Raw genomic sequence first — 15,359 nt, forward strand, 5'->3', positions numbered from 1 at the left:
TGAAGCTATCAGGCTCTCGACGATGCGAAGATAATCGGAGGAGATGGCAATGCGGAAAAGGTGGATCGCGGCGGGCTGTGGCGCGGTGCTGGCGGGCGGGATACTCGCTTTGCCGCAAGCGACCGGCCAGCAGCGCCGAATCGCCACCGCAACGGCGATCAGCCCGCAGGAAAAATCCGAAGGGGCCAAGGCCCATCCGCAATTGCTGGCCGAGTTCGGCGGGCCTTATGCCGGGCCGCAATCGGCCTATGTGACGCGGGTGGGGCAGAAGATCGCCGTCCAGTCCGGCCTGTCCAACGCGCAGGGCGACTTTACCGTGACCTTGCTCAATTCCCCCGTGAACAACGCTTTCGCGATCCCCGGCGGCTATGTCTATGTGACGCGGCAGTTGCTGGGCTTGATGAACGACGAGGCGGAGCTGGCGGGTGTGCTGGGCCATGAAGTGGGGCATGTCGCCGCGCAACACGGCCAGCGGCGGCAGAAGGCGGCGACGCGCAACGCCATCGGCGGCACGCTGCTGCAGGTGCTGGCAGGCGCGGTGCTGGGCGATTCGGGCCTCGGCAACATATTGCAGCAGGGCATCGGCACGGCGAGCCAGGCGCTGACGCTCAAATTCTCGCGTTCCCAGGAATATGAAGCCGACGATCTGGGCATTCGTTATCTGGCGAGTGCGGGCTATGATCCGCATGCGCTGTCCTCGACGCTCGCATCGCTGGCGGCGCAGAATGCCATCGACCAGCGCGTTTCGGGGAACAGCCGCACCGTGCCCGAATGGGCCAGCACTCACCCGGACCCCGCGGCTCGCGTATCGCGCGCGTTGCAGAAAGCCAATGCGACGGGCGCGCGCAGCACATTGCGCAATCGCGATGCGTTTCTGGCGGTACTGGACGGCACGCTGTACGGCGACGATCCCAAACAGGGGGTGATCGAGGGCAATCGCTTCCGCCATCCCGACCTGCGCCTGTCGTTCGCGATACCTGCGGGCTATACGATGGAGAACGGCACGGCGGCGGTGAGCGTGACCGGACCCAATGGTCAGGCGCAGTTCACCGGTGCAGCGTTCGACGGCGACATGACGCGCTACATCGGCGCGGTGTTCAGCGGCCTTTCCAAGAATGCGACGATTTCGCCGGACGCGATCCGCACGACGACGATCAACGGTATTCCGGCAAGCTACGCGAGCGCACGGGCCAATGCGCAGTCTGGCCCAGTCGATGTGACGGTGTTCGTCTATCGATTCGGGCCGACCACCGCCTATCATTTCATGCTGATCGCCCCGGCGGGGCGCGGCATCGGCCCGTTCGAGCCGATGGTCGGGTCCCTCCAGCGTCTGAGCGCGCAGGAAGCCGCCGCAATCCGCCCGCGCCGGGTGCAGGTGGTGACAGTCAAGGCAGGCGACAGCGTGGCGACGCTGGCCGGGCGCATGGCCTATGCGGATTATCGCGAGGAGCGTTTCCGCGTGCTGAACGGCCTTGCTGCCGGGGCAACGGTGCGCGCGGGGCAGAAGGTGAAGATCGTCAGCTATTGAACCGGCGCGATGCCACGAAAAAGGCGGCGGGAATGACCCCGCCGCCTTTTTTTTGCGTCCAATCCTGCGATGAGGATTAGAGGTTGTTCGAAACCTTGTAGAAGGTGTTCTGCAGGCTGCCGCCAAGGCTCTTCATGGCGGTGATCGCGGCAACCGCGATCAGAGCAGCGATCAGGCCGTATTCGATAGCCGTTGCGCCCTTGTTATTACGAATCATCTTACGAATGTGCATCATGTCCATTTCCCTTCTTCGTCATCACCTTGGCAGAGGGGTCAAAGCTCTGCCGCCCGCATCAAGCAATCCGTCAGAGATTGTTTGAAACCTTGTAGAATGTGTTCTGCAGCCTGCCGCCAAGGCTCTTCATCGCCGTGATGGCCGCTACCGCAATCAACGCAGCGATCAGACCATATTCGATGGCTGTGGCCGCCTTGTTGTCTCCAAAAATCTTTCTTACCGAGCGCATGATGGTCTCCCAAATCTGATGGACCAGTCGACTGCGTTCAACGTGAGTATCGGCTCGGTCTGATGTGTATTTATCCTGACGAGGTTTCCAACAGTTTAACGTCCGAACAGAAATGTCAGAAATCTATAGTTAATTTTCGCTAACTCTGTTTGCGACGTTACTCCACATATCTATCGTCTTAGACGCGACTGTTTGAAATGCGATGAGCATGCCCAGCACGAGAATGGCGGCGATGAGGCCATATTCGACGGCGGTCGCGCCACGCTGGCACGTGGCGAGGCCCATTTGCTGCATTTTCGCCATGCGTGCGCGCATCTTGTCCCCGCTTTGCCCAAGCCTGCTTGAAGCCCCTGCGAAGAATTGTAAGGCAAGTGCCGTTAACAGAATCCTATGAGCGACCCTTGCCTATGTCTTTACGCAAAGAAACGGTTGACCCGGACCTTGGCCCGGACATTAGCCCGGCACCGACCCCCGGTCCGCCAGTGCCGCTGCTGCATGTGGTGGCTGTCGCGCTGGTCGATGGCGACGGGCGGGTGTTGTTGCAGCAGCGGCCGCCGGGGAAATCGCTGGCCGGCCTGTGGGAATTTCCCGGCGGGAAGATCGATGCGGGCGAAACCCCGGAAGCGGCGCTGGTCCGCGAGCTGGAGGAGGAACTGGGCATCGCGACGCATGCGAGCTGCCTGGCCCCCGCCGCCTTTGCGAGCGAACCGCTCGACGGCAAGCATCTGGTGATGCTGCTCTATGTCTGTCGCAAATGGACCGGGGTGCCGCAGGCGCGGCATGCAACGGCACTGCAATGGCTGCGCCCGGCGCAGATGTATGGCGTCGCCATGCCGAAGGCGGATCTGCCGCTGATCGGGCTGCTGGATGCGCTGTTGTAGGGGAGGCATGGCGCAAAGGACGGGGTTCCCCGGCGCAAGCCGGGGTCCAGGGTAACAGAGGACAGTCCATGCCGCCCTGGACCCCGGCTTTCGCCGGGGAACATGGGGTGCCTATTCCTTCGGCTTCAGCGCCGCCGCCAGCGAGACCGTGGCGCTGCCCCGGCGCGCAGGCGCGGGTTGGGTCGCATCGGGCTTCCACGCGGTGAGGGACGCGATGGCGAAGCGTTCGGCTGTCTTGCCATCGGGATCGGCCGCCTGCGCGAACAGATCGGCGGCGCGCGCGAGCACGGCGCGCGTCAGCATCGGCGGGCGCGAACGCAGCACGTTGGACGCGCCCATGCCGCGCAGGTCCGCGAGCAGGCCGAACAGGCTGCCGTAGCGCACACTGAGCGTATCGCCATCGGCGACCGGCATGGCAAAGCCCGCGCGCCGCAGGAGATCGCCAGCCGCGCGCACGTCCACCTGCGGATGGATATGCTGGCCGGGCCGGTCGCCTTCGGCCGCGAGCAGGACGCCGCGCAGCACCGGCAGGCTGCCCGCGCCGAGAAATGCTGCAAGCAGCAGCCCGTCGGGCCGCAATATCCGCCGCATCAGCACGAGCGCGCCGGGCAGGTCGTTGACGCTGTCAAGCGTGCCGCACGCGAGGATGAGATCGAAGCTGTCTTCGGCGAAGGGCAAGGCGTCCTCGTCCGCCTGCACCCCGCCTTGCGCGCGGGCGTTGGCGGCGCCGGGATCGCAGCAGGTGACGCGCTTGCCCATCGCCCGCAGGCGTGTCGCGAGATAGTCGTCCGGGCATCCGATCACCAGCGCATCGGGCAGGTCGCGCCGCACGTCGGCCAGGCGGTCGAGCAGATCGTCGGCCATGTGGCGGTAGAGAAAATCGTGCGCGGCAAAGCCCGGTGCCGCACGATCCCGGCGGAGAGCGCGCAGGCGATGGTCGAAAATCTGCGGTATCGGGTCGGGCGCGGTCATCGCGCGCCTTGTGCTATAGCGGCGGACGGGGAACAAGGGGGCATGTCCCTGCTGCGCCATCCGCTGGTCCGTCCGCTGCGCGCCGTGATCGATTTCGCCTTGCCGCCGCGCTGCCCCGGTTGCGGCACGATGGTGGCCGACGACGACCGGTTCTGCACCGATTGCTGGCAGACGATGCGCTTTCTGGGGCCGCCCTGCTGCGCGCGATGCGGCCTGCCCTTCATCCATGATCGCGGTGCCGATGCGCTGTGCGGCGCGTGCATCGGCGATCCACCGGGTGCGCAGGGAAAAGGCGTCGACCGGGCGCGGGCGGTGCTGGCCTATGGCAATGTCGCGCGGACCGTGGCGATCAAGCTGAAATATGGGCGACGCATCGGCCTGGCGCGGCTGATCGCAGCGCAGATGGCGCGGCATGTGCCGGAGGGCGCGCGGGCGGAGATGCTGATCGTGCCGGTGCCGTTGCACCGGTGGCGGCTGTGGTGGCGCGGGTTCAACCAGTCCGCCCTGATCGCGGACCGGCTGGGCGGGCTGACGGGCATCGCAGTAGACAAGGATGCGCTGGTCCGCACCCGCCGCACCCCGCCCCTGCGGTCGATGGGGCCGAAGGCGCGGGCGAAGGCGGTGCGCGGGGCCTTCGCCATTGCGGGACCGGGGCGCGCAACGCTGAAAGGCCGCGACATCCTGCTGATCGACGACATCCACACCAGCGGCGCGACCGCCGATGCCTGCGCCCGCGCCTTGCGGAAAGCCGGGGTGCGAACCGTTACGCTGTTATGCTGGGCACGGGTATTGCCCGAGGCGGTGGAGGGCATCGATTGACAAACCGCCCCTCGCCCCCAATGTCGCCCCTGATGTCGCGGATGCAAGGAGTATGACGGTTCATGGCGCATGTCGAAATCTATACCAAGGCGTTCTGCGGATATTGCGCGCGGGCGAAGCGGCTGCTGGAAACCAAGGGTGCCGCGTTCGAGGAATATGACATCACGATGGGCGGCCCGAAGCGCGCCGAAATGCTGGAACGCGCCAATGGCGGGGTGACGGTGCCACAGATTTTCATCGACGGACAGCATGTGGGCGGCAGCGACGAACTGTCGCGCCTCGACCGCGAGGGCAAGCTGGACGCGCTGCTGGCGGCATGACCATGCGCGTCGCGCTGTTCCAGATGACGAGCGGCACCGATCCCGTCGCCAATGCCGACGCCCTGGTGGACGCCATCGCACAGGCGAAGGCAGGCGGCGCGGACATGCTGTTCACGCCCGAAATGGCCGCCTATCTCGACCGGGACCGGGCGCGCGCCGCCACGCTGCTGACCGCCGAGGCGGACAATGCCGTGCTGGCGCAGGTGCGCGCGGCGGCGGCACGAGCGGGGCTGTGGGTGCATCTTGGCTCCATCGCCTGCGCAGGCGAGCGGGCCGACGGGCGGTGGAGCAACCGGTCGCTTATGATCGACGACAGCGGGGCGATCCGGGCGCGCTATGACAAGATGCACCTGTTCGACGTCGATCTGGCGACCGGTGAAAGCTGGCGCGAGTCGGCGGTATACGGGCCGGGCGAGGCGCTGGTGACGGTCGATACGCCCTGGGCGCGCATGGGCCTTTCGGTCTGTTACGACCTGCGCTTTCCCGACCTGTATCGCGCGCTGACCAATGCCGGGGCAACCGTGCTGCTGATCCCTGCCGCCTTCACCGTGCCGACCGGCGCGGCGCACTGGCATGTCCTGCTGCGCGCGCGGGCGATCGAGGCGGGGGCGTTCGTGATCGCCGCGGCGCAGACGGGTGCCCATGAGGACGGTCGCGTGACATATGGCCATAGCCTGGTCGTCGATCCCTGGGGGACGGTGCTGCTCGACATGGGCACGGCCGGGGGCATCGGCTTTGCCGATATCGACCTGGCACAGGTGGCGGACGTGCGCGCGCGCATCCCCGCCATCGCCAACCGCCGCCCGGTGCCCGCCAAGGTGACGCAGGCATGATCGTGTTCGATCTGCGTTGCGGGGCGCATGGCCATCCGTTCGAGGCGTGGTTCGGATCATCGGCGGACTATGACGACCAGCAGGCGCGCGGCCTGATCGCCTGCCCGCTGTGCGGCGACACGGATGTCAGGAAAGCGCCGATGGCCCCGGCGGTTCCGGCCAAGGGCAACCGGCAGGCTGGCGGCGCGCGCCCCGTCGCCATGGTGCCGGACGGCCAGGCGGTGGCAGCGCCCGACATGGCGAAGATGAAGGCAGTGATGGAAAGACTGGCGGCCGCGCAGCGCGATGCCTTGAAGGATTCGCAATGGGTAGGCCGCGATTTCGCCGATACCGCCCGCGCCATCCATTATGGCGAACAGGACGCCGCCCGCATCCATGGCGAAGTCGCGCCGGACGAAGCCCGCGCGCTGATCGAGGAAGGCGTACCCGTTGCCCCCCTGCCCTTCCCCGTCGTGCCACCCGAAGCGCAGAACTGAGACCAGACCAGCGTTCCCGCCTGCGAAGCTGCGTTGACCGCGCGCCCCGCCCGGCATAAACGCATCTGCGGCGCACCCGTAGCTCAGCAGGATAGAGCATCAGATTCCTAATCTGGGGGCCATGGGTTCGAATCCCGTCGGGTGCACCACCTGTCGCCGTTAACGCCACGCCATGCGCGTTGGCGCTGCACCGGGTTTCGGCTTCATGCAAGGCTCATAACGGGCTGCCGGCAGCTAGAAGGCTTCTTAATACCGTTTTGATCAGCGGTCCTGCGGGGTCGCTTCCGTCGACATACTGTGTTCGTTGCAGGACCAAGCCGTGCGCCAAAGCCATCATTGCGGCGGCCAGCTCCTCGGCGGGGACCGGCAACCGCTTGCCCGACATGCTGAACAGACGCGTGATCAGTCCGCCAAGACGCTGGCGGTGGCGCGCATAGAGCGCGTCATGTTGTACCGCAAAGCCCGGGCTGCGGCGCGCCTGAAGCTGTAGCTCCATCGCCAGCAGGGCCCAGTCTGCGTCCGCGTTCATGGAGTCGAGCCATGCATCGACGCTGTCGAGGATATCGCCGACGGTGCGGCCAGCATCGACAAGCCGGGAAAGCTGCGCGGCCTCTGCGGCCATGTGCCGTTCCAGCACCTCCAAGAAAATGGCCTCCTTGGAATCAAAGTTTCCATAGAAGGCTCCCTTGGAGTAGCCCGCTGCCGCGGCGATCGTATCGACACTCGCGCCGCCGTAGCCGTCCTGTGCGAACATGTGCCGCGCTGCCTCAATCAGCCGCTCGCGGGTTTGCGCCCGGCTTTCCTGACGCGTCAGCCGTTGACGATTCTCCAACTGAAATACTCCTTAGTATAAAAATACGATTCGGCATCTTGATGGATACCAGATCGGTTTTATATACTGACCAGTATGTGAAAAATCCATTGGAGGTTGTTCCCATGTCTCAGACTGCCTTTGTCACCGGCGCGACCGGTCTTCTCGGCAATAATCTCGTCCGTCTTCTGAGCCAGAAAGGGTGGCGGGTGAAGGCGCTTGCCCGCTCACGCGAGAAGGCTTCGCGCCAGCTTGGCGGGATCGCCAATGTCGAAATCGTGCTGGGCGACATGACCGACGTGGCAGGGTTTGCCGATAGCCTTGTCGGCAGTGACGTGCTGTTCCACACGGCCGCCCATTTCCGCGACAGCTACAAGGGTGGCGATCACTGGCCGATGCTGCATCGGATCAATGTCTCGGGCACCCGGGCGCTGCTGCAAGCTGCCCACGCAGCGGGTGTTCGCCGGATGATCCATACCTCCTCGATCGCAGTGCTCGATGGGCCACGCGGGGCGACCATGAACGAGACGATGCTGCGCGCCCTGCCGGAAAAGGATGCCTATTATCGCTCAAAGGTCATGTCCGATCGCGAAGTACAGGCCTTTCTTGAACGTCATCCCGACTTTTCCGCCACCTTTGTACTGCCCGGCTGGATGCACGGCCCCGGCGATGTCGGACCGACCCAGGCGGGGCAGACCGTTATGGACTTTGTCAATCGCAAGCTGCCGGGGATCGTTCCGGCAACGTTCGCCTTCGTGGACGCCCGCGATGTCGCGCTGGCGCAGATTGCCGCGGCGGAGAGAGGCGGTCGCGGCGAACGCTATCTTGCGGCAGGGCGGCACATGGCGATTGCCGAGCTATTTGACCGGCTTGAGGCGCTGACCGGCGTGCCTGGGCCGAAGCGCCGCATCCCGGCCTGGCAGCTCTACGTGATTGCAGGCATTGCCGAGACAATCGCACGCATCAGCGGCAAACCCGCGTTGCTCTCCTGGGCTACAGTACAGGTCATGATGCAGGAGCGCGAGCGGTCGCGCTTTGACCACAGCAAGTCGGAAGCGGCGTTGGGGCTGACGTTCCGCCCGGTAGATGAAACGCTGAGGGACGAAATTGCATGGTTCCGTGCCAACGGCTTCCTTGCAGCAGGCCCCTCGCAGACGCGTGCCGACCCTGGCGTAGGGCAACCATGCCCGGCGCACCGTGGCAGTGTAGACGGCGAGGCTTGGTCGTAACGCCGATCCTCACGGGGCACGACCTGTCCCCGTTGGCGCTGTTTCCCTCGGCGCGCGCCCGGCCGGTTGCCGGCGGACGGACCGCGAGATGCCAGCCGACGCTATTTGAGGCCGACGGTGCCGTCGCCGTCGAACATCTTCAGCAGCCGTCGTGCATCCCAGCCATCCCCCAGAACCAGCCCGTCCCTGAGCAGGCGTTCGAACCGGCTTTCGTCCATCGGCGCGGCAAACAGATAGCCCTGGCCCACCGAGCAGCCCAGTGCCCGCATGATCGCGCGCTCGGCTTCGGTCTCGATCCCTTCGGCCACGACGCGGATGTCCAGCGCGGCGCCCAGCTTGATAACGCTCTCCACGATGACGCGCTTGGCCGCGCTGTGCGTCACATTATGCACGAAGCTGCGGTCTATCTTGACCTCGCTGAGCGGGAAGCGTTCCAGATAGCGCAGGTTGGAATAGCCGGTGCCGAAGTCGTCGATCGAAAGCCCAACCCCCAGCCGACGAAGCGCCTCGAACGACTGGCGGATGTTATCCGGATCGGGCACCAGCAGATCCTCGGTGAGTTCGAGAGTCAGCCATTCGGCACGGCAGCCCGTTTCGTCCAGCACCCGTTCCACAAAGGCAACCATGTCGCGGCGGGTGAACTCAAGGACCGACACGTTGAAGGCGAAGCGGACCGGCGTGCGGCGCGCCCGATTGATCCGGGCAGCATAAGACGCCAGCGCACGCAGGCCCCAGGCACCGATGTCCATGATCGCGCCGGTCTCCTCCGCAAGGCTGATGAACCGCGCGGGCGGTTGCATGCCGAACGCGCCGTGGTTCCAACGCAGCAACGCCTCCGCGCCCAGCAATTCGCCTGACCCCAGATCGACCTGGGGCTGGTAGTGGAACAACAGTTCCTCGTTCGCAACCGCGGTCTGCAAATCGTTCGCCAGCCGGATGCGATTGCGCGCGTCGCGCTCGTCCGCGACGGCGAATGCATGGGGCGGATGGGCGGGCGTGGTCTTCGATCGCTGCATGGCTGCCCCGGCCTGGCGGACGAGCTGAAGCGGCTCGGCGCCCGCGGCATCAATGGCATATCCCGCGGCGAACTGAACGCTGAGCGATGCACCCGGAAGCACGAAGCGCGGCTTCATCTGCGCCATGACATCATCGACCAGCGGCGCGGCGGCGTCGGCGTTGTCGATGCCGAATGCGAGCACGAAGGTGTTACTGCCAACGCGGGCGACAGCCTGTGCGGGCAGCCTGGCAAAACGCGCGGCCGCCGCTTGGAGCAGCGCGTCACCGACATCGTAGCCAAAGCCCTGGTTGACGTCGCGGAACCGATGGATATCCAGCTTGACAAGGAGAAGAAAAGGCGGCGGAACCGCCATGGCCGTCAGCCGATCCAGCAGGCCATAGCGATCGAGCAGGCCCGTCAACCGATCGATACCGGCGGCATGCGTGACATCGCGGATCAGGCCGACAAAATGGGTTACCTGCCCGGCGTCGTCGCGAAGCGGCTCCAGACGCAACGCATTGCGAAACATCGTGCCGTCCTGGCGATAATTGCGCAGCGTCACCGCGCAGGAACGCCCCTCGGCCATGGCGGCGCGCATTTCGGCAATCTCGGGCTGTAGCCGGTCGCTGCCCTGGAGATAGCGGCAATTCTTGCCCAGCGCCTCGGCGGCCGTGTAGCCCGTGATCGCTTCAAACGCCGCGTTCACCTGCACAATCGGATGTCCGCGCAACCGCATGTCGGCAACGACAATGCCATCGCCGACATGGTCCAGCGCGAGCGAGAATGCATCGTGTGGCACCCCCGTATCGGGGGATCGCCGCAGAAGGCGCTGCCACCGGGCCGGCCGGAACGCAGAGGTCGGCGGCATCGCCGCAGCGCCGTGTGTTTCATAATGCATTGTGCGAACCCGTCTGTTGACCGGGCGATGCCATCACCTGTCGCTCAGTTTCCGCCGCGCTGCGCATGGCGGGGTCCACGCGCATGGCATCGCTCCCCTGGCGCGATATTGCGCCGGATTGCGAAGGATTCAACGCGGATCAGGCGACAATTCAGGACAAAGCGGCGACGCTTTCGTCAGCAACCGGATATCCCGACCCGGTGGTCTGGAAGCGCAGGCGATATTGGAGCGGGGTTACGCCGAGCCTGCGCAGAAAGGCCCGCCTGAGCGTTGCCGTCGATCCGAAACCCGCAGCATAAGCAATGGCCTTGATGGGTGCAGAGCCGTCTTCCAGCAGACGCCGCGCGATATCGATCCGCGTCAGATCAACATAATGCGCGGGGTTCATGCCCAGTTCGGCGCGGAACAGCCGGGACAGATGGCGCGGACTGACCCCCACCACTCTCGCCAACGCATCAAGGCTCAGATCGCCGCACGGATTTTCCAGGATGTGGAGCCTTATCCCGTCGATCGGGCTGGCGGTGGACGTCTGGGCGGTCAAGGCCGAGCTGAACTGGGATTGACCGCCGGGACGCTTGAGGAAGACGACCAGTCGCCGCGCCGCCCACAGCGCCAGAGCGCGACCATGGTCTTCCTCGATCAGCGAAAAGGCGAGATCGATGGCCGCCGTCACGCCCGCGGAACTGAACACCGGCCCGTCACGCACGAAAATGCGGTCCGGCTCCACCAGCACATCCGGGAAATCGGCGGCCAGCCGGTCCGCATATTGCCAGTGCGTGGTCGCGCGACGCCCCGCCAGCAAGCCGCTGTGCGCCAGAAGAAATGCGCCCGTACAGGTCGAGCCATAGCGCCGCGCCTGCGCCGCCTGCGCACGCAGCCACAGTCTGGTACCATCGCTGGGAGGTAGCGGCACGCCATAGGGCCCCGCGACGATCAGCGTATCACATGGCCCGGTGACGTCGCCGATAGCCGCATCGGGCACATAGGTTATGCCCGATGCACTGACCTCCGCTTCGCCCCGCTCGGTTACCAGCCTGACCAGATAGCGGTCGCCCGATGCCATCTTGCAGTTGGCCTCGAAGAACGCATCGCGCAATCCCGCGATTTCGAGGAGATGGACGTTGCATGGGGCAAAGATCGTGACGCGCATGGCCTATGGTCCCCTGGGCGGCGATCGCACATCCTTGGGGTACAGGATAAACCGATGGCGCGCTACGTGCGATCATGCGCAGGTGGTCGCGGCCGCCGGGAAGCGTCCCGGCGCGGGACGCTGGTATCCGCGATCGGGCGAGTGCGCGCATCGGCGCATCGGGTGCGCGTCGCGTCCGCATCGCTTATTACTGGAAATCGGCCATCGTATAGACCGGGCGGATTTCGATCTCGCTGGGTCCCGGCATCGGATTGGGACAGCGTTTCACCCAGGCGACGGCTTCGGCGATATCCGCGACTTCCCAGAGCCAGAAGCCGGCCACCAGTTCCCGCGTGGCGGGAAACGGTCCGTCGATGACCGTCCGGTCCGTGCCCGCGAAGGCGATCCGCTTGCCGTGGGACGAAGGCTTCAACCCGTCGGCGTCGATCAGGATCCCCGCCGCGCTCAGCGCATCGTTGAACCGTCCCATCTCGGCCATTGCCTCGGCCGTGGGCAGCAGGCCCCGCTCGCTGTCTTCCGTCGCCTTCACCAGCACCATGACACGCATCGCATGATCTCCCGGAGCCGCTTCCCGTTGCACTATCTGTTTGACCAGATGTCAGCGCATTGCCAATATATTTCGCGACGGTGACACATTTGCCAAGGCACCGATTGGGGACGCAGCGGAAGCCATCGCCCCAGGCAAACGCCCCAGGCAATTGCCAGACCGTCAGCTATGCGTGACGCGGACTTTTGTGCCAGGCTTGCCATCCGAAATCGTTACCTTGGCGTCGAGCTGCTTTGACAGCGCATCGACGATGCCGGTGCCAAGGCCGGGAACGGGCTTTACGCGCCGCCGGCTTTCATGCCGACGCCATTGTCGCTGACGCCCAGGGACCAGCCTTCGCCGGTAGAGGCATAGGTTACCGCGATAACCCCCTTTGGCACCGAGTCCGGAAAGGCATGTTTCAGCGCGTTGATGACCAGTTCGGTCACGATCAGGCCCAGGCTGACCGAGACATCCGCGCTGGTGACGCTGTCGTCGATCTGCGTGGTCAAGGTCAGCCGATCGGGGTCTGCGATCATCGACGCGCCGATGCTGTTGCAAAGATCAGTGAAATAGGGCCGCAGGGCGACGTCCCCCGTCTGCGTGGCGGCCAGTTGCCGCTGGAGCGTCGCGATCGACATAACGCGATGATGCGCATCGTTGATATGCGCGCGCGCTTCATCAGACTGCACCTTGCGCGCGCCCTGCATCAGCACGCTGGCGATGATCTGAAGGCTGTTGGCGACGCGATGTTGCAGTTCCTGCAACAGCACATGCTTTTCGCGGACCAGATCGTCTTTCACCTGCTCGGCGTGGCGCGCCTGTGTGATATCCCGCACCGCAACGATCAGGCGGACGGAGTCCCCCGCGTCATAATCCAGCCGATGTGCATTGATGACCAGCCGGGCGGTGTCCTTCCCCTTCCGCACCAGATCAAGTTCATAGCCATCGATGAACGCATGGCCCGACACGGTGGCGGTCAGCAGCGATTCGAGTCGCGGCAGGTTCCATTCCCCTTGCCCGGCATCCAGCAGCCTCTTGCCGACGACCGTTGCCTGATCCAGCCCGAAGCAGCGGCAGAAGGATCCGCTCGCCGCCTGCACCACCAGAGCGGCATCGAGCAGCAACAGCGGCGTATCGGACGACAGGACAATGGCGACGCCAAGGCTGTTGGCAGTTTCATGCGATATGGGCGTAAATAATTCCATGGCCGAAGCCTTCGGAAGCCAGAGACTCGCGGTGCGAAAGCCATACCTGGTAGCGACCGGGCAAGATCAGAGCGAAGCCCCCATGCCCATCTTGAGTTGAACGAAGGATAGCATGATGCGGCGGGGAAAGCGAATATTGCGCGCGAGACGCCTAACGGCAGCGCGGCACCGGCGGCATGCGGCCTGTTGGATCAGGGTCGGCGCGGCTATGCGGCGGGTACAGAGGTGCGGCCTGGCGCGCGCAAGGAAGAATACGGTCGGCGCGTCCTGCCTCGGGCATCCGGGGCTCGACGACTTTGGTAACGGCATTCGATAAAGCGTCGAGGCTTTATGGTGTGGCGCCGGTCGAGTCTGCTAATCCCTTTCGGGTACTGGAGGCAATTATGGTTGGCCGCTGCCGACATCCGGGCATGCCACGCTGACCGGTCAGACGAACGGATTTGCCATCCGTTCTCCCAGCCCCGTCTTGCAAGCCCCTCGTACGGCGCCCCCGGCGAACCGGGGGACAGGCGACGCCCCTACAGACACAATCTGAACCGGCGACCGGTTATGCGGACATCCGTCTTTTTCCCGGATGGCTCCGCGCCGACCGCTCCCGCCCCCGTTGCAACGCCATTATTGGGATATGACGCATGGCAGAGGCAAGGACTTCCACTTTCGCCCAGCATGGCCAGTGTCGGGTTGGAAAGTGGGAGAGCGTATAACCTATATGGTTTGTTTTGTCAAGATGGGGTGTGAGACGTCTCATCAGCCTGCCGGTCATCTGCGTAGGCCGCTCGGCAGAGCTGATACGAAAGCGCCCGGCCTGCGGAACCAAAACGGTGTTGGCGCATTTGTGAAAGATTGACTGCTCAACCCTTGGCAAAGCGCGCTGTCCGCATTGCCGACTTCGCGCACATGCTGCGCCGAGAGGGCATTGATCTGCCGCAAGGCATGATGCGCAGCGGGGGACTCCAGATGACCAAAGACATGCCCAAGCCGCATGAATGGGACCATGCCGATTTGCGCCGGGCAATCGTGGCCGCCGGTATAGCCCTGTGGGCGTGGAACGTCGATACCGACGACTTCACGATGGACGCAGTGGGGTTCAAGCTGTGGGGCGTCAGACTGAGCGAGAAAGTGACGTTCGAGACATTGTCGGCGCGCATCCACCCGTCAGATCGCGATCGGGTCCGGTCGGCATTCACGGCGACCCGTACGATCCTGGGGCGATATGAAACCGATTTTCGCATATTGATCGGTGACGAGGTGCGGTGGATCGCGGCACGGGGCCAGGGGGAGGATGTCGGCATTGTAGGCCGGACGATGTACGGCATTTTCCTGGATGTGACCGGGCGCAAGCAGGCGCAGGAAGGCCATGAGCTTCTGGCCGGAGAAATGAGCCACCGGGTCAAGAATCTGCTGGCGATTGCATCAGGCCTTACCGCGATCACCTCCCGATCGGCAGAAAGCACGGAGGATATGGCGCGCGAATTGACGGAGCGGCTATCCGCGCTCGGCCGCGCGCATGATCTGGTACGCCCGCTTCCCAACGGTCAGGGCGACGCCGCGTTGCTGGGCGATCTGATCTCCGTCATTCTGGCGCCCTATGATGACATGGGGGCATTCAAGGGGCGGATACGCGTTGCCGTGGAGCGCATGGGCGTGGGAGAAAGCGCCTCGACCAGTCTTGCGCTGGTTATCCATGAACTGGCGACGAACTCCATGAAATATGGCGCACTTTCGGTGCCGCAAGGAACGCTGGACGTTTCCAGCACCACCGATGGCGACAAGATTGTCGTGACCTGGGCGGAACATGGCGGACCGGATGTGACCAAGCCCATGGGAGACGGCGGCTTTGGCAGCAAATTGGTTCAGCGCAGCATGACGAGCCAGCTTGGCGGTGCCATCGGGCATGACTGGGCCGAAAACGGCCTGGTCGTCACCCTGGAAATAGATCGCGCCCGGATAGCTGTTTAGGCGTTATCCTAGCTGCATTATTTCATGCCCTGCGTCGTCAATCGGAACGTCAGAACGACGCCACTATTGAAATATCGAGCGCGGCAAAAGCGAGGACTTCCATTTTCGTCGGGCATGGGCACTAGCGGGTTGGCAAGTGGGAAGCAAGAAGACATATAACCTATATGGCTTTTTTCAATGGTGTATGGTTGGTCCCTGCGTGAAATGGTTGATACCGCAATTGGTCATTAGCGGAAGGTCCATTATTTACCAGCTTCGTTCCAAATACAGCCAACCAAGTGACCTTTA

The 15,359-nt window shown here is 64.3% G+C and carries 17 protein-coding genes and 1 tRNA gene; 9 read left to right on the forward strand and 9 right to left on the reverse strand.

Annotated features, from left to right (window positions below; genetic code table 11):
* The first annotated feature begins 49 nt into the window (after positions 1-49).
* Positions 50-1,528: a M48 family metalloprotease gene (locus tag ENE74_RS12455; protein WP_127691260.1), complete on the forward strand. Its 1,479-nt coding sequence runs from the start codon at positions 50-52 to the stop codon at positions 1,526-1,528.
* Between the two features lie 76 nt (positions 1,529-1,604).
* Here the strand turns inward: ENE74_RS12455 and ENE74_RS12460 are convergent, their stop codons facing one another.
* The 3 genes from ENE74_RS12460 to ENE74_RS12470 form a co-directional block, all read right to left on the reverse strand.
* Positions 1,605-1,763 (reverse strand): Flp family type IVb pilin, encoded by a 159-nt coding sequence (locus ENE74_RS12460; RefSeq protein WP_127691261.1) that lies wholly within the window; start codon positions 1,761-1,763, stop codon positions 1,605-1,607.
* A gap of 70 nt (positions 1,764-1,833) precedes the next feature.
* A complete protein-coding gene (locus ENE74_RS12465) occupies positions 1,834-1,992 on the reverse strand; it encodes a Flp family type IVb pilin (RefSeq protein WP_127691262.1) in 159 nt (52 codons plus the stop codon).
* Positions 1,993-2,121: 129 nt separating this feature from the next.
* Positions 2,122-2,307 carry a Flp family type IVb pilin gene (locus tag ENE74_RS12470; protein WP_127691263.1) on the reverse strand — a complete coding sequence of 62 codons (186 nt, stop codon included), beginning with the start codon at positions 2,305-2,307 and terminating at the stop codon, positions 2,122-2,124.
* Positions 2,308-2,399: 92 nt separating this feature from the next.
* Between ENE74_RS12470 and ENE74_RS12475 the strand changes: the two genes are divergently transcribed.
* Positions 2,400-2,873 carry a (deoxy)nucleoside triphosphate pyrophosphohydrolase gene (locus tag ENE74_RS12475; protein WP_127691264.1) on the forward strand — a complete coding sequence of 158 codons (474 nt, stop codon included), beginning with the start codon at positions 2,400-2,402 and terminating at the stop codon, positions 2,871-2,873.
* Positions 2,874-2,984: 111 nt separating this feature from the next.
* Here ENE74_RS12475 and ENE74_RS12480 read toward each other — a convergent pair whose 3' ends face one another.
* Entirely contained in the window at positions 2,985-3,845 is an 861-nt protein-coding gene (locus ENE74_RS12480) for a class I SAM-dependent methyltransferase (protein WP_127691265.1), read from the reverse strand.
* Between the two features lie 42 nt (positions 3,846-3,887).
* On the opposite strand from ENE74_RS12480, the gene ENE74_RS12485 reads away from it, so the two are divergent.
* From ENE74_RS12485 to ENE74_RS12505, 5 genes are all read left to right on the forward strand, one after another.
* Positions 3,888-4,664, forward strand: a complete 777-nt coding sequence (locus ENE74_RS12485; protein WP_127691266.1) for a ComF family protein — start codon at positions 3,888-3,890, stop codon at positions 4,662-4,664.
* A 62-nt stretch (positions 4,665-4,726) separates the two neighbouring features.
* Positions 4,727-4,984: a glutaredoxin 3 gene (gene grxC / locus ENE74_RS12490; protein WP_127691267.1), complete on the forward strand. Its 258-nt coding sequence runs from the start codon at positions 4,727-4,729 to the stop codon at positions 4,982-4,984.
* A gap of 2 nt (positions 4,985-4,986) precedes the next feature.
* Positions 4,987-5,817 (forward strand): carbon-nitrogen hydrolase family protein, encoded by an 831-nt coding sequence (locus ENE74_RS12495; RefSeq protein ID WP_127691432.1) that lies wholly within the window; start codon positions 4,987-4,989, stop codon positions 5,815-5,817.
* On the forward strand, positions 5,814-6,293 hold the full coding sequence (locus ENE74_RS12500) for a DUF1178 family protein (RefSeq protein WP_127691268.1): 480 nt from the start codon (positions 5,814-5,816) through the stop codon (positions 6,291-6,293). The genes ENE74_RS12495 and ENE74_RS12500 overlap by 4 nt, the downstream gene beginning before the upstream one ends.
* Before the next feature lie 72 nt (positions 6,294-6,365).
* A tRNA-Arg gene (locus ENE74_RS12505) sits at positions 6,366-6,442 on the forward strand.
* A 65-nt stretch (positions 6,443-6,507) separates the two neighbouring features.
* On the opposite strand, the gene ENE74_RS12510 is transcribed toward ENE74_RS12505, so the two are convergent.
* Positions 6,508-7,125: a TetR/AcrR family transcriptional regulator gene (locus ENE74_RS12510; protein WP_206517702.1), complete on the reverse strand. Its 618-nt coding sequence runs from the start codon at positions 7,123-7,125 to the stop codon at positions 6,508-6,510.
* 104 nt (positions 7,126-7,229) lie between these two features.
* Here ENE74_RS12510 and ENE74_RS12515 point away from each other — a divergent pair, with 104 nt between their 5' ends.
* Positions 7,230-8,333 (forward strand): SDR family oxidoreductase, encoded by a 1,104-nt coding sequence (locus ENE74_RS12515; protein ID WP_127691269.1) that lies wholly within the window; start codon positions 7,230-7,232, stop codon positions 8,331-8,333.
* Positions 8,334-8,434: 101 nt separating this feature from the next.
* On the opposite strand, the gene ENE74_RS12520 is transcribed toward ENE74_RS12515, so the two are convergent.
* The 4 genes from ENE74_RS12520 to ENE74_RS12535 form a co-directional block, all read right to left on the reverse strand.
* The gene (locus ENE74_RS12520; RefSeq protein WP_164847466.1) at positions 8,435-10,129 is read right to left on the reverse strand and encodes a putative bifunctional diguanylate cyclase/phosphodiesterase; all 1,695 of its coding nucleotides are present in this window, start codon (positions 10,127-10,129) and stop codon (positions 8,435-8,437) included.
* A gap of 250 nt (positions 10,130-10,379) precedes the next feature.
* Positions 10,380-11,378, reverse strand: coding sequence for a GlxA family transcriptional regulator (locus ENE74_RS12525; protein WP_127691271.1), 999 nt, complete (start codon positions 11,376-11,378; stop codon positions 10,380-10,382).
* A gap of 187 nt (positions 11,379-11,565) precedes the next feature.
* Positions 11,566-11,925, reverse strand: a complete 360-nt coding sequence (locus tag ENE74_RS12530; RefSeq protein ID WP_127691272.1) for a YciI family protein — start codon at positions 11,923-11,925, stop codon at positions 11,566-11,568.
* A 278-nt stretch (positions 11,926-12,203) separates the two neighbouring features.
* Positions 12,204-13,112 carry a sensor histidine kinase gene (locus tag ENE74_RS12535; protein WP_206517703.1) on the reverse strand — a complete coding sequence of 303 codons (909 nt, stop codon included), beginning with the start codon at positions 13,110-13,112 and terminating at the stop codon, positions 12,204-12,206.
* Between the two features lie 858 nt (positions 13,113-13,970).
* On the opposite strand from ENE74_RS12535, the gene ENE74_RS12540 reads away from it, so the two are divergent.
* Positions 13,971-15,071, forward strand: coding sequence for a sensor histidine kinase (locus tag ENE74_RS12540; protein ID WP_241241981.1), 1,101 nt, complete (start codon positions 13,971-13,973; stop codon positions 15,069-15,071).
* The last annotated feature ends 288 nt before the right edge of the window (positions 15,072-15,359 follow it).

The sequence above is a fragment of the Sphingobium algorifonticola genome (genome assembly GCF_004005485.1).
Classification (GTDB): Bacteria; Pseudomonadota; Alphaproteobacteria; order Sphingomonadales; family Sphingomonadaceae; genus Sphingobium; species Sphingobium algorifonticola.